This is a genomic window from Tenacibaculum salmonis (assembly GCF_041053065.1).
GTDB classification, from domain to species: domain Bacteria; phylum Bacteroidota; class Bacteroidia; order Flavobacteriales; family Flavobacteriaceae; genus Polaribacter; species Polaribacter pacificus_A.
This window is the reverse complement of sequence record NZ_JBFCVV010000001.1, coordinates 2,169,478-2,184,047: the sequence shown is the minus strand read 5'-3', so window position 1 is coordinate 2,184,047 and position 14,570 is coordinate 2,169,478. Positions and strand designations below refer to the sequence as shown.

Below are 14,570 nucleotides of genomic sequence, written 5' to 3'. Positions count from 1 at the left end.
TAACTTCGTTACTTACCTATAAAAACAACAATACTAAGTTTAATTGAATAATGAAAAATGATTTAATGAAGAATTTTTTAAAATCTTTTGATACACTAACCGATAGTGAAATTAATGATTTTATTAATTCAGCAACAAGTAAACATTTAAAAAAACATGATTATTATATTAAAGAAGGTGAAATATGTAGCTCGATTACTTTTGTTTTATCTGGTATATTAAGGTCGTATCATACTTCCGAAAAAGGAGATGATTTTACATACTGTATTACTTTTCCTAATAATTTTATGACTGCTTACTCTTCTTTTTTAACGAATCAACCAACAAAAGAAAATATACAAGCAATTACAGAAACTGAATTGTTAATTATTCCGAAAGAAAAAATTCAACTTCTAGCCCATCAAAATAACAATTGGACACACTTTCAAAAAATAATAGCAGAACAACAATATGTTGAATTAGAAAAACGAATATTTTTATTACAAAGTAGTGATGCCAAAAAACGATATGCTAACCTGATGAAAAATCAACCTAAATATATCAAAAATATTCCGTTGCAATATTTAGCTTCTTATTTAGGTATTTCGCAAAGACATTTAAGTCGAATACGTAAAGAAATTTCTTTTTAAGACATTTGTCATGTAGAATTAAAATCGGTAACTATAATTTAGCTATTAATAATTAACAGCTAAAAAATGAGTAAGAAAATAGTAATTATAAATGGGCATCCGAATAAAAATAGTTTTAATTTTGGATTAGCAGAAGCATATAAAAAAGGAGCATTAGAAAGTAATGCTGAGGTTAAAGAAATTATTATTGCTAACTTAAAATTCAATCCAAATCTTGGAGATGGTTTTCAAAAAATATCAGCATTAGAACCCGATCTTTTAGATGCTTGGGAAAAAATTAAATGGGCAAATCATTTAGTTTGGGTTCATCCTGTTTGGTGGGGAGGATTACCCGCAATTACGAAAGGTTTTATCGACAGACTTTTTTTACCTGGTTTAGCATTTAAATACAGAGAAAATTCTGTTTTTTGGGATAAACTATTAACAGGAAAAACGGCACATATTATTACTACGCTCGATCAGCCAAGTTGGTATTATTGGTTAGTTTATGGAAAACCAAGTGTAAATCAGTTAAAAAATTCAACTTTAAAATTTTGTGGAATTAAACCTGTTAAAGTATCCTATTTTGGAATTATTAAAACTTCAGATGATAAGTTAAGACAAAAATGGATTGCTAAAGTTCAAAAACTAGGAAAACTTAATAAATAACAATACTAAAAAAAGCAACTTCATTTTTTGAGGTTGCTTTTTGTTTTTTAATTAAAACTAAATTTATATAATTAGTAAAAAATACTAGCCCCGATTGAAGCAATTGTTTGAGCTCTTTTTTGTTTTTTTCAAACAAAAAAAGCGAGTGCGGAAAGCGGGAAATTGCTTCAAATAAAAATTTAAATACTACAAAACTCTTTTTGCTTTTACAAAAGATTTTCGCCAATAATTAGTGTGTAACGAACTTATAATTACGCCACTCGAAGTACTCGAATGTATAAAACGAATATCTTTATTTTTTACCGAAGTAACCAAACCAACATGATTTACATTCCCTCTTTTCCTTGATGTTTTAAAGAATAATAAATCGCCACGCTTAACCTTTCCTAAAGAAATTTGATATCCTTTTGCATACATTTGGCGCGATGTTCTAGGTATTTGAACATTACGATGTTTAAAAGAAGTGTAAATTAAACCCGAACAATCCATTCCTCTTTTAGTCGTTCCTCCATATTTATACGGAGCTCCTTTATAACTAACGGCTGTCCAAACAATTTTATCAGCAATAGTTACTTTTTTTGATGAATTAGTAGATTTATGTGTTGATTTTTTAGGTTTTTTATAAGAGTTTACATTTTTTGACGATCCACAAGAAATCACTAAAAAAGAAAGTATTAAAATAAATAATAGTTTTTTAATCATAAATAATACTGTTTTTTAACTCGTTAAACCATCTACAATTAATTTCGCTGTTTTTTCTGATGCTCCTTTTCCTCCTAATATTTGTTCTAAATCGAAATAATCTAAAAACAGTTTATTTCTGTATTCAGGTTCTAAAATACGTTTTAATTCAATTGATAAATTTTCTTTGGTAAAATCATCTTGAATCAATTCTTTAACCACTTCTTTATTCATAATTAAATTAACCAACGAAATATATTCTAAAGTAATAATTCGTTTTGCAATTTGGTATGAAATTTTACTTCCTTTATAACAAACCACTTGAGGTACTTTAAATAAGGCTGTTTCTAAAGTTGCTGTACCCGAACCAACCAAAGCAGTATTTGAAATACTCAATAAATCGTAGGTTTTATTATTGATAAATTTCACATTTTTATCTCCAATAATAGTTTTATAAAATTCGTAAGGCTGACTAGGAGCACCTCCAATAACAAACTGATAATCAGAAAAATCATCAACTAAAGACAACATTACTGACAACATTTTTGTAATTTCTTGTTTTCGGCTACCAGGTAATAAAGCGATAATATCTTTTTGCCCCAAATCATGAGTTATTCTAAAAAGAGTTTCATCTACTTGTTCTCTACCTTCAATTCCATCAATTAACGGATGTCCTACAAAATTTACATCGTAATTATATTTCTGATAAAACTCCTTTTCAAACGGAAGAATAACAAACATCGCATCAATATCTCGTTTAATATCTGCAACTCTACCTGCTCTACTAGCCCAAACTTGAGGAGAAATATAGTAATTTGTTTTAAAACCTTGTTGTTTTGCCCATTTGGCAATACGTAAATTAAAGCCTGAATTATCTATAAAAAGAATTACATCGGGCTTAAAATTAGCAATATCTTTTTTACAAAAAGACATCATACCTAATATTTTTCTTAAATTAAGTAACACTTCAACAAAGCCCATAAAGGCACGTTCCTTATAGTGTTTTACAAGTGTACCTCCTACTTCTTGCATTAAATCGCCACCCCAAAAACGAATATCTGCTTTTGGATCTTCTTTTAATAAAGATTTCATCAAATTGGCTCCGTGTAAATCTCCAGAAGCCTCCCCTACAAGAATGTAATATTTCATTAATAGTCTTTTATATGAATTTTAAAATAAGTGAGGTTATAGCTATAACAACCGTTGTTATTAAAACACCTCTTGCTCTATAATCTTGTTTCTTTTTTAAAAACACCCAAAAAACAAATAAGTTAGGAAGTGCAGCTAAAGCTAATACAGCTCCTAAAACACCACCTTCAAGCACTTTTTTTAAGGTTTCGGTAATTGTATCATCAGAAATAAATTCTAAATAGACAAAAAGACCACAAGCTGTGGCTATTAAAGATACTAAAATCCCGATAAATACTTCTTTATTTATATATCCCATGAGTTTAATTTTTGAATTGCGTGATGTGCTGTCATATCAAACTGAACAGGAACTACTGAAATAAAACCATTTTCTAACGCCCAAATATCGGTATCTTGTCCTTTATCTCTATTGATAAATTCACCTGATAACCAATAATATTCTTTACCTGTAGGACTTTTACGTTTATCAAAATCTTCTTTCCAATATCCATTTGCTTGACGACAAACACGAATACCTTTAATATCTTTTTCTTTTAACTTCGGAATATTTACATTTAAAACTACGCCATCTGGCAATCCGTTTAGTAATACATTCAATACTATTTTCTCTATAAATTTTTTAGCGGCTCTAAAATCAGCATGCCAATCAAAATCTAATAAAGAGAAACCAATTGCAGGAATCCCTTCAATACCAGCCTCTACAGCAGCACTCATAGTTCCTGAATAAATGACATTTATCGATGAATTTGCGCCATGATTAATTCCTGAAACACATAAATCGGGTGTGCGATTTAAAATTTCATTTTTAGCCATTTTAACACAATCGGCAGGCGTACCAGAACAACTATATTCTATTTGTGGACCATCATCAATTGTAATAGGGTTACAATGCAATACATTATTTACTGTAATTGCGTGTCCCATACCACTTTGAGGGCTATCAGGAGCTACAACAACTACATCTCCTATTTTATTCATTATTTCAATAAGCATACGAATACCTGGTGCGGTAATTCCGTCATCATTCGTTACCAATATTAAGGGTCTTTCTTGCATAGTAAGTATATTTTACAACAAATGTAACATAAAAAAAGCACTATTATTTTAACATTTTGTAAAGACAAAACCCTTTATTTTATATGTAAAATTGTAATAATCAAATAAAAAACAAACTACTATCCTTCTTTATTTTTTTAACTATCTTTATTGTTATTATCTTTTCTGATAAAAATCGACTTAAATAAAGCGAAGATTCGTAACTTATATCAAAAAAAGACACTATTTATTTTTTAGACTGATAAAAAAGTATCTATTCTAAAAAATAAATTAGGTATAAAAATTAAAGAAGTAGTTATAAAAAATGCTGAAATTAAAAAATTGGCATTATTTTAGTGATTTAGTAATACAAGCACAACATTAAATTCAGAAGGTACATGAAGAAGAAATTTATCATTCCATTTTTAGCAATTATAATATTATTTTCAAATTCAATTTATTCGAATACGACTTCGGAAAAAGACCCTGAAAAAGATAAAGTAATTGTATATGTTTTAAAAAATATTTTAAGCAGATATCATTATGTTAAAAAAGAATTAAATGATGATTTTTCTGAGCATGTTTACAATAATTTTATTGATGGTTTAGACCCTAATAAAAGATATTTTACTCAAGAAGATTTAAAAGAATTTTCTCAATTTAAATATCAAATAGATGATCAATTAAAAAATACTGAAATTGATTTTTATAAATTAGTTTACAATCGATTTTTAGAAAAATTAAGTGCTGCAAAAAATAATTATCGCACTTTATTAACACAGTCTTTTAATTACAAAAAAAACGAAGTAATTAATGTTGATTATGAAGAAATTCCGTTTGCTACAAACGAAATTGAATTAGTTGATTATTGGAGAAAACAATTAAAATTATCAATATTAAGCAGAATTGAAGAAGCTGAAGATGTACAAAACAAAAAAGCTGAAAAAGATAAAAAAACAAAAAAGAAAAAGTTTTCTGAATTAGAAATTGAAGCTCGAAAAGAAGTGTTAAAAAACATGAATGAACTATATGAGCGTATTGATGAACTTGAAAATTCTGATTGGTATTCTACATTTTTAAATAGTGTTGTTAGTGGTTTTGACCCTCATACTACATATATGTCGCCTAGAATAAAATCTCGTTTTGACCAAGAAATGTCTGGTAAATTAGAAGGAATTGGAGCTCGTTTACAAAAAAAAGGAATTTACACACATATTGTTGAATTAATTTCAGGAGGTCCTGCTTGGAAACAAGGCGATTTAGAACCTGAAGATATCATTTTAAAAGTAGCACAAGGCGATGCAGAACCTTTAGATATTATTGGTATGCGATTAGATGATGCTATTAAATTTATCAAAGGAAAAAAAGGAACAGAAGTTAGGTTAACAGTTAAGAAAAAAATTGACGGATCTATAAAAATTATTCCAATTATTAGAGATGTTGTTGAATTAGATGAAACATTTGTAAAATCGAGTATTGTTGAAAAAAATGGTCAAAAATATGGACTTATCGATTTGCCAAGATTTTATATTGATTTCAATGATTTAAGCCGTAGAGATGCTGCCAAAGATATGGAGCAAGAAATTGAACGTTTAAAAAGTGAAAACGTAAAAGGTATTATTGTTGATTTACGTGATAACGGAGGAGGATCATTAAAAACAGCCATCGAAATTGGTGGATTATTTATTGAAAAAGGTCCTATTGTACAAGTAAAATATCGAGGTGAAGATCCTTTAGTAAAAAATGATACAGACTCTAAAACGCAATGGGATGGTCCTTTAGTAGTAATGGTTAATGAATTTTCAGCTTCAGCTTCTGAAATTTTTGCAGCAGCAATGCAAGACTATAAGCGTGGTATTATTATTGGAGGAAAACAAACTTACGGAAAAGGAACAGTTCAAAATGTAATGCCTATTAATCGTTTTTATGAAAAATATCCTAGCGATTTAGGTGCTTTAAAAATGACTATTCAAAAGTTTTATAGAATTAACGGTGGGTCAACTCAAATTGAAGGTGTTTATTCTGATATATCATTGCCTACAAGGTATAGCTATATGAAATTTGGAGAACGTGACTTAGACGGTGCTTTACCTTGGGATAAAGTGCAACAAGCAAAATACGATACAACCAATTCATACAGTAACTTTAACGATGTAGTATATAACAGTAAACGTCGTGTACTTGAAGATGAAAAATTTAATGAGATTAATAAATATGCCAAATGGTTAAAGAAAAACCAAGAAGAAAGAGTTTATTCTCTAAAATATAGCGCTTTTAAAAAAGAAAGTGAGAAAAAAATAAAAGAAGGATCTCTTTTTAAAGATGTTTTTAAATTCGATTCTAATTTAACATTTAATTCACCTAAATATGAATTAAATTTATTTGTAAAAGATACTGTATTAAAAGAAAAACGTGTTGTATGGCATAAAAATCTTAAAAAAGATATTTATTTAAATGAAGCACTTAATGTTTTAAGTGAATTAAAAATGAGTAAAAATTACACTATTGTAAAGCAATAAAAAAGATAAAAAAAGCAGCCAATTGGCTGCTTTTTTTTATTAATTAAGCTATATTTATTTTTACAACCAAACCCTCATTAGAACGAACGTTAAAAACAGTTTCATCTTCAAAAATTAAATACTGTCCTTTTACTCCAACTAAAACACCTGTATAATTTTGCGATTTTACGATATTTAAACTCTTCGGTTTTAATGGGTATTTTTTAACAGGAAAATTAATAAGCGTCTCTTTATTATTTTCGATAATATATTGTTGTACTTCTTCAGGTATTGCACTTTGTAATTTTTCTTTCCATGATATTAAATTTTCATCTTCAATATCATTTTTCAGCATTTTACGCCAATTAGTTTTATCTGCTACAAACTCTTTTAAAGCAACCTCTGTAATTCCTGCTAAATATCTGTTTGGAACTTCAACAACCTCAATAGCTTCGTGCGCTCCTTGATCAATCCAACGTGTAGGCACTTGTGTTTTTCTGGTAACTCCAACTTTTACATTACTAGAATTTGCTAAATACACAATATGTGGTTTTAATTGTACGCTTTTCTCATACGCTAAATCACGATCTTCTATATCTAAATGTGCTTTACTTAATTCAGGTCGCATAATCCAATCTCCTGCATTTGGTGTTTCAAAAAAACATTTTTTACAAAACCCTTGACGATATACTTCTTTTTCTAAATGACAATTTAAACATTCGTACTTAACAAAACTTAAGGTTATCTTCTTATTTATCAACTGATTCATATTTAGAAAATCAGTTTTCATATCTAAATAATACTGAACCGTATCTAAATTTTCTGTGGTCATTTTTTTTAAAACTCCTTGGTATTCCATGTCTTAAATTTTATTACATTTAGCTCCACAAACTTACAGTAAAAAAACTGAATTAAGACTCAACCTATGTCGTTTCCATTTATAAATGCTATCATTTCTTGGTTTTTAAAAAAACGTAAACATCAATTAGAATTATTTTTAAAATATCCTATTGATGTACAAAATGAATTACTTCAAAAGCTAATAAATACGGCAAAAGACACAGAATTTGGTAAGCAATATGATTTTTCATCGATAAAAAATTATGCTGGTTTTTCAGCAAAAGTACCGATTCAAGAATATGAAAGTATAGAACCACTTATTGAACGTTGTAGAAAAGGCGAACAAAACTTATTTTGGCCTACGCCTATTCGATGGTTTGCAAAAAGTAGCGGAACAACCAATGCTAAAAGCAAATTTATACCTGTTAGCAACGAAGCTATTGAAGATTGTCATTTAAAAGCAGGAAAAGATATGCTGTGTTTGTACGTTTCAAACAATGAGAATTCGAAAATGTTTAAAGGAAAAGGCTTAAAATTAGGCGGTAGTACGGCTATTTATGAAAACAATAATTCTTCTTTTGGTGATTTATCGGCAATTTTAACTAAAAACTTACCTTTTTGGGCAGATTTTAGCTCTGCTCCTAGCCACGAAATTTCTTTAATGGCAGAATGGGAAACCAAAATGGAAGCTATTATTGATGAAACTATTAATGAAAACATCACTAGTTTATTTGGTGTTCCTAGTTGGATGCTAGTACTTTTAAACAGGGTTTTAGAAAAAACAGGAAAAGATAATATTTTAGAAGTATGGCCTAATTTAGAAGTTTACTTTCATGGTGGCGTAAATTTTAGCCCATATCGAGAACAATACAAAAAATTAATTCCGAAAAAAGACTTTAAATACTATGAAACTTATAATGCTTCGGAAGGTTTTTTTGCAATTCAAGATGTCAATAATTCCGAAGAATTACTGTTAATGTTAGATTATGGTATTTTTTATGAATTTATCCCTATGGATAAATATGATGGTGAAAACTCACCTACAATTCCGCTTTCAGAAGTAAAAAAAGATGTTAGTTATGCTGTTGTAATTACTACCAACGGAGGTTTATGGCGTTATTTAATTGGTGATACAGTTCGTTTTACATCAACAAATCCATATCGTATAAAAATTACAGGACGCACCAAACATCATATTAATGTTTTTGGTGAAGAATTAATTATTGAAAATGCCGAAAAAGCTTTAAAATCGGCAAGTAAAAAAACAAATGCAAGCATTAAAGATTATACTGTTGGTCCTATTTTTATGAATGATAATAAAAGTGGTGGACACGAATGGATTATAGAATTTAGTAAAGCACCCGAAAATATAGCATACTTTACCGAATTATTAGACAATGCTTTAAAAACTATCAATTCTGATTATGAAGCAAAACGCTACAAAAATATGACCTTAGCAATGCCAATTGTACATCAAGCTCGTAAAAATTTATTTTACGATTGGTTAAAAGAAAAAGGAAAATTAGGTGGTCAGCATAAAATTCCAAGGTTATCTAATTCTCGTTGGTTTTTAGATGAATTACTATAATTTAAAATCTATTGGCATGGTGTAAACAACCCCTACATTGTGTCCGTTTTCTTTTCCTGGTAAAAAATCAGGAAACAATAATACAATACGTTTTACCTCATCTTCTAAATCTTCTTTATCACCAGAACTAAAGGTTTCTACTCTATCTACTTGACCATATTTATTAATTACAAATTTTAAAAACACACGTCCTTCAGCATTCTTTGCAACTGCTTTTTCTGGATATATAAAATTTTCTTTAAAATGGTTTTCTATATTTTTATTAAAACACTTTAAACCATCTATTTCTTTATCAACAGCAATACAATCATCAAAAACAGGTATTTTATCAACAACAACAAATAACAATTCTTCTTTTAAATCAATTTCAGCTACTTGACTTACTAGTTTCTTTACATTTAAAAACGCTACTTTTTTTCTTTTTACATTTTTTTGATGTTGACTATTATTTTTTGAAGAAAACCTCAAGTTAACTTTATTCGATATTCGAGTTTTTAATTTATTTTTATCAACAGCTGTTTCAGTATGAGCGACTAAACATTTATTAGCTTTTTCAATAGCGAACTCATCTATATTTTTTATTTCTTCTTTACATATTTTCGTGTTCTGAGAATATGCAAAAAAGCTCAAAAAAATTAAATTTACTAATAGTATTTTTTCTAATTTCATATTTCATGTTTATAATAGTTACAGGTAAATATAAACAATTAATTAACAATTTGGAAACATAAATGTCATTTACTTAACAATTAAGAAACATTAAGAACTACTAGTTAACAATTAAAACACATTAAAACTTCTTTAATTATTGATATTTATATCAATTTTAAGCTCTAATTTTATATTATCGATAAATGTAAATGTGTTAGTTTATATAAGTTAAAAGCTATTCGATTATGAGTTTTTTAGAACAAAATGCCTCTTTATTATTAGAAAACCCTGAATTAGCTACTGCTTTTGAAGAAATAATGACTTTTAAAAAATATCCAAAAAATCATATTTTACATGAATCAGGAAAGGTTTGTAATCATATGTATATAATTACTACAGGTATCGCCCGAATATTTTATTATAAAGAAGATAAAGACATTACAGTTCATATTTCGGCTGAACAAGAAAGTATTACAACTATAGATAGTTTTATTCAACGTAAAAAAAGCAAATACAATATTGAAGCTTTAGAAGAATTAGAGGTATTAGAAATAACACATGCCGATTTAGAAAATTTATTTGAATCAAATCCAAAATATGAGCGTTTTGGCAGGTTATTTTTACAGCAAATTTATATTGATCTTGTTGAAAGAATTGATGACTTACAACTACACACAACTCAAGAACGTTATGACATTTTATTAAACAAAAAACCTCATCTTTTTAAAAGAGTTTCAGCAAAACATATTGCTTCTTTTTTAGGAATGACTCCTGAAACGTTTAGTAGAATTAGAGCAAAATAGTTTTCTTGATAATTGTCAAGAATAATTAAAATACTATAAAATATCTTTGTCATATAATCTACAATTATGATAATAGCAGATGCTTTACAGCAGTTTTATAACGAAAATAACTTTGATAAAGATGGCGGAGAAAATGCAAAAACGTTTGAACTAAAATTTAAACTTTTTACTTTAAAACTTCCAAATTCTCAATTTAGAAAAGATATAATTCATGTTCATGATATTCAACATGTTTTATATAAATGTGATACCACATGGAAAGGAGAAGCTTTTATTGCTGGTTGGGAAATTTCAACTGGATTATGGAAACATTTCCCTATCGGATTAATTAGTTTATGGGCAATGGGATTCTCTTTTTTAAATCATCCAAAAGAAGTTTTTAAAGGATACAAAGCAGGATTAGAAGTAACAGGAATAATTGATTTACAACTTACTAAAAAAGAATTACTAGCTTTAAGTGTAAATCAATTAAAAGATAAAATTCAAAATAAAAAAATTGATAAATTGAATTTTATACAAATTCTATTTTATGTTTTTTGGGTATCTGTAAGTCTTTTTATATTATTATTCCCTGTTAGCTTACTTCCATTTTTATTGCTTTTTAATTAAAATTATTCTTTTTTTTAAAATATCCCCCTTTTATTATCAATTTTAAAGTATATTTTATTCTAATAGTTCGCCTTTAAAGAAATAATCTTTTTTAATTTTTTTGAGCCGAACTTTTGCTTGACTCGTTAATAAAGAATCTTTTTCTTTAAACCTATTTATATATTGTTTATAGTATTTATACGCTATTTTTTTATCCTTATAAAAACTTTCTGAAGTGTTTGCGACTTGGAATAATGCACGATAATTGCGCCCATATTCTTGATACGATTTTTTGTAAGCCTTTATCGCTTCTTTAGGTTTTTCTAACGCTTGATAAACTCTTGCTAACTGATAATATTCTGTATCACGAGCTTCTTTACCAATAAAAGTTGCGCACATATAATTAAATTCTGCTTTTTTATATTTTTTTTGATCAAAATTAATATCTCCTAAATAAGTATGGCTTGTAAAATCTGATTTATCAATTTTCAATGCTTTTTCAAAATATTTTTCAGCGATATCATATTCTTTTAATTTATAAAAAGAACGTCCTAACATTTTTTGAGTATAATGCTCGTTTGGTACTAAAGAATCTATTTTTTTTAACAAATTATTAGCTAATGAATATTCTTTCTTTTGATACAACTTATTAATCCTTAATTTATTCAATTTTATATGATTTGGATTTACTTCTAACCCTTTTTTAATAAAAATATTAGCAGAATCTTTATCTCTTAATAATGTATAACAAGTTGCCAATTGATAAATTGATTTTATATGTTCATTGTCATTTTTATAGGTTTTCAAAAAGCTATTCATCTTCAAATTTCTCTTTTTGAGCATCGTATAAACAACTCCCATTTGATAATGATATGTTGCATTATTAGAATCTTTCTCTATCAATTTATTAAAAATAGTTTTTGCTTTTAAAGGTTTTTTAACTTGTAAATAAAGTTTTCCTAATTGATATTTTATTAATAAATTTTCTGAATCAGTTGTTGTAATTTCTTCAAAAACTGAAATCGCTTTTCCTAATTTTTTTTCTTTCTGATAACTTTTTCCTAAAGCAATTTTTACGGTATAATTTTCTTTAAATAATAAGGCTTTCTCATAATATTTCGAAGCTGTTTTATGGTTATCTATTGAAGTATAAATTGTCCCTATTCTTTTATTAGATTCAAAACTAGCAGGCATTTTTTTAAGATGAAATAATGCTTTTTGATACCGACCAACATGCTGCAAACTATCTATGGATTTAAAAGCTAAAGTTTGCGCTTCAGCTTTTAAGAATCCAATTATTAACATAATAATTAAAATACTATTTTTCATATAAATTTAATCTACATTAAAGATAATTGGTAAAGCATAAGCTGTTGTAACTATTTCTCCATTCTTTTCTCCTGGTGTCATTTTAGGTAACTTTTGTATTAAATTGATTCCATGTTCTTTTAATAATTTATGTGGTGCACGTGCTTTGACATCAATAATATTACCTTTTTTATCAATTTTAAACTGAACATAAATTCTTTTTTTCCCTGATTTTAATCCCAAAGTGTTTACTAATTTAGTATCAAAATTATCTGCTACAAATTTTGTTAGACTTTTACTAAAACACTCTTTATCTACTGCTTCACAACCTGGAAATATTGGTGTTTTATCTAAATCTGAAAAAAAAATATCATCATTATTATTATCTTCTAAATTCTTTAATCTGTCAGAATCATAAAAAATCATTTTTCTATTATTAGTAGTTTCAAAAATTCTCATTTTAATTGGTAAAGAATTATCTTCTAAACTTTTTAATAAATCTTGATACTCTACACGTTCTTCACTTGATAATGCTGTAACCGTAAGTTCTTTAGCATTAGGTATATCATTTCCTGAATAAATATCAAGGTATTTACCCTGATAACCACTAGAAGGTACGGCTGTTATTTTACCATTTATAGTTTGATAAACCATTACTGGTTGTTTTACTGATTGTATAGTTTCTTTCTTTTCAACATTACAAGAAGTATATAAAACCATACTAACTAATAGCGGAATTAACACTAAATACTTTAATTGTTTTACTTCTTTTGATTTTCCTTTTGTCATCATAATAACTCTTTTTTTGATTAATGAATGTTTATAAAATTGATTGATAAATGAAATGTTGTCTACCTGAAAAACATCTGATAATAAATTATTTATATAATTTTCTTTTAATGTTTTTTTACTTAATTCATCATCAGAAAGATATTCATGTACTAAGGTTATTCTATTTTGATACACATAAACCATCGGATTAAACCACATAAAAATCCTTAGAAATTCAAAAAATAATAAATCAAGTGTGTGTTTTTGTTTACTATGTATCAACTCGTGTTGAATTATTTTTTCTTGTTTTTCTTCAGAAATTCCAGCACCTAAAAATATATAGTTAAAAAATGAAAATGCTTTTGAATTTTTAGGTAATAACACTAATTTGTAGGTTCGTTTATTTTCGCTTCCATATTTAAAAATTAAATGAATTATTCGCTGTAGTTTTAAGATAAAGATTATAAAAAATAATAAACAGCCACTAATAAAAAGTAGATCTAAATAATTTACAGATTGATAAAATGTTGATTTTTCTATAATATTTTGAGGTGATAAAAATACTTCTGGTAATAAAATAGGATATTCCTGTTTTACTACTTTTTGTATTGTTGGTATTTTTAAAAGTGGCAATAAAAATGAAATTACAGCAGTACTTAATAAATACCATCTGTTTTTAACAAAAAATGTTTCTTTACTTAAAAACAAATCATAAACAACCACAAATAATACTTGAAATAAAATTACTTGAATACTATAATTTATCATGACTTTTTGTTTTTATCAACTTCTTTTAAAATGCTTTCTAATTCTTGAATATCCATTTTATTTTCTTTCATAAAAAAAGATACCATACTTTTAAAAGAACCTTTAAAATAACCGTTCATTAATTTATGTAAACTATCATTACTATAATCTGATTTTTCTATTAACGGATGATAAATATAACCTCTTCCCTTTTGTTGATGTCCTACAAATTCTTTGGTTTCTAATATTCTGATGATTGTCGACACCGTATTGTATGCTGGTTTTGGATTTGGTAATTCAGTAATTACTTCTTTTACCGAAGCTATTTTTAAATTCCATAATACCTGCATTATTTGCTCCTCTGCTTTTGTTAATTGTTTGCTCATTATTTTACTATTTACTTTTATACACTTCAAATATAACTAAATAATTAGTTTAAACTAATTATTTAGTTCAAAAATATTTTTAAGTATTAATTGACTTATTTAGAGCCTATTTAAATTTTAAATAAAGTGTTTTTTTTAATATAAAGGTCATGCTGAATTTATTTCAGCATCGCATAAAACTAAGAACTACGGCAAATCAGGATGTGAAACTGAAATAAATTCAGTTTGACGGATTCGATTTATTAAGG

15 protein-coding genes are annotated in these 14,570 nt (G+C 27.0%); 6 read left to right on the top strand and 9 right to left on the bottom strand.

The window, feature by feature from the left end; all coding sequences use genetic code 11:
• Nucleotides 1–65: 65 nt before the first annotated feature.
• Nucleotides 66–629: a Crp/Fnr family transcriptional regulator gene (locus AB0T67_RS09650; protein ID WP_369220131.1), complete on the top strand. Its 564-nt coding sequence runs from the start codon at nt 66–68 to the stop codon at nt 627–629.
• Between the two features lie 66 nt (nt 630–695).
• Nucleotides 696–1,277 (top strand): NAD(P)H-dependent oxidoreductase, encoded by a 582-nt coding sequence (locus AB0T67_RS09645; RefSeq protein WP_369220130.1) that lies wholly within the window; start codon nt 696–698, stop codon nt 1,275–1,277.
• 186 nt (nt 1,278–1,463) lie between these two features.
• On the opposite strand, the gene AB0T67_RS09640 is transcribed toward AB0T67_RS09645, so the two are convergent.
• The 4 genes from AB0T67_RS09640 to surE are packed head-to-tail and all read right to left on the bottom strand — an operon-like array spanning nt 1,464 to nt 4,163.
• Nucleotides 1,464–1,979, bottom strand: coding sequence for a C40 family peptidase (locus AB0T67_RS09640; RefSeq protein ID WP_369220129.1), 516 nt, complete (start codon nt 1,977–1,979; stop codon nt 1,464–1,466).
• Between the two features lie 15 nt (nt 1,980–1,994).
• Nucleotides 1,995–3,107: a lipid-A-disaccharide synthase gene (gene lpxB / locus AB0T67_RS09635; protein WP_369220128.1), complete on the bottom strand. Its 1,113-nt coding sequence runs from the start codon at nt 3,105–3,107 to the stop codon at nt 1,995–1,997.
• Between the two features lie 10 nt (nt 3,108–3,117).
• A complete protein-coding gene (locus AB0T67_RS09630; protein WP_369220127.1) occupies nt 3,118–3,405 on the bottom strand; it encodes a hypothetical protein in 288 nt (95 codons plus the stop codon).
• The gene (gene surE / locus AB0T67_RS09625; protein WP_369220126.1) at nt 3,393–4,163 is read right to left on the bottom strand and encodes a 5'/3'-nucleotidase SurE; all 771 of its coding nucleotides are present in this window, start codon (nt 4,161–4,163) and stop codon (nt 3,393–3,395) included. The genes AB0T67_RS09630 and surE overlap by 13 nt, the downstream gene beginning before the upstream one ends.
• A 377-nt stretch (nt 4,164–4,540) precedes the next feature.
• On the opposite strand from surE, the gene AB0T67_RS09620 reads away from it, so the two are divergent.
• Nucleotides 4,541–6,661, top strand: a complete 2,121-nt coding sequence (locus tag AB0T67_RS09620) for a carboxy terminal-processing peptidase (RefSeq protein ID WP_369220125.1) — start codon at nt 4,541–4,543, stop codon at nt 6,659–6,661.
• Nucleotides 6,662–6,704: 43 nt separating this feature from the next.
• Here the strand turns inward: AB0T67_RS09620 and AB0T67_RS09615 are convergent, their stop codons facing one another.
• Nucleotides 6,705–7,499, bottom strand: a complete 795-nt coding sequence (locus tag AB0T67_RS09615; protein WP_369220124.1) for a DUF2797 domain-containing protein — start codon at nt 7,497–7,499, stop codon at nt 6,705–6,707.
• Between the two features lie 66 nt (nt 7,500–7,565).
• Here AB0T67_RS09615 and AB0T67_RS09610 point away from each other — a divergent pair, with 66 nt between their 5' ends.
• Nucleotides 7,566–9,068 (top strand): GH3 auxin-responsive promoter family protein, encoded by a 1,503-nt coding sequence (locus AB0T67_RS09610; RefSeq protein ID WP_369220123.1) that lies wholly within the window; start codon nt 7,566–7,568, stop codon nt 9,066–9,068.
• Here the strand turns inward: AB0T67_RS09610 and AB0T67_RS09605 are convergent.
• On the bottom strand, nt 9,063–9,737 hold the full coding sequence (locus tag AB0T67_RS09605; protein WP_369220122.1) for an energy transducer TonB: 675 nt from the start codon (nt 9,735–9,737) through the stop codon (nt 9,063–9,065). The genes AB0T67_RS09610 and AB0T67_RS09605 overlap by 6 nt on opposite strands.
• A gap of 227 nt (nt 9,738–9,964) precedes the next feature.
• Between AB0T67_RS09605 and AB0T67_RS09600 the strand changes: the two genes are divergently transcribed.
• Both AB0T67_RS09600 and AB0T67_RS09595 read left to right on the top strand, forming a co-directional pair.
• A complete protein-coding gene (locus AB0T67_RS09600) occupies nt 9,965–10,522 on the top strand; it encodes a Crp/Fnr family transcriptional regulator (RefSeq protein WP_369220121.1) in 558 nt (185 codons plus the stop codon).
• 66 nt (nt 10,523–10,588) lie between these two features.
• A complete protein-coding gene (locus tag AB0T67_RS09595; RefSeq protein WP_369220120.1) occupies nt 10,589–11,131 on the top strand; it encodes a hypothetical protein in 543 nt (180 codons plus the stop codon).
• A 54-nt stretch (nt 11,132–11,185) separates the two neighbouring features.
• Here AB0T67_RS09595 and AB0T67_RS09590 read toward each other — a convergent pair whose 3' ends face one another.
• Genes AB0T67_RS09590 through AB0T67_RS09580 form a run of 3 tightly spaced genes read right to left on the bottom strand, consistent with a single transcriptional unit; the run spans nt 11,186 to nt 14,322 of the window.
• Nucleotides 11,186–12,439, bottom strand: coding sequence for a tetratricopeptide repeat protein (locus AB0T67_RS09590; RefSeq protein WP_369220119.1), 1,254 nt, complete (start codon nt 12,437–12,439; stop codon nt 11,186–11,188).
• Nucleotides 12,440–12,445: 6 nt separating this feature from the next.
• Nucleotides 12,446–13,957: a M56 family metallopeptidase gene (locus AB0T67_RS09585; protein WP_369220118.1), complete on the bottom strand. Its 1,512-nt coding sequence runs from the start codon at nt 13,955–13,957 to the stop codon at nt 12,446–12,448.
• Nucleotides 13,954–14,322 (bottom strand): BlaI/MecI/CopY family transcriptional regulator, encoded by a 369-nt coding sequence (locus AB0T67_RS09580; protein WP_369220117.1) that lies wholly within the window; start codon nt 14,320–14,322, stop codon nt 13,954–13,956. Before AB0T67_RS09580 ends, AB0T67_RS09585 begins: the two co-directional genes overlap by 4 nt.
• Nucleotides 14,323–14,570: the final 248 nt, after the last annotated feature.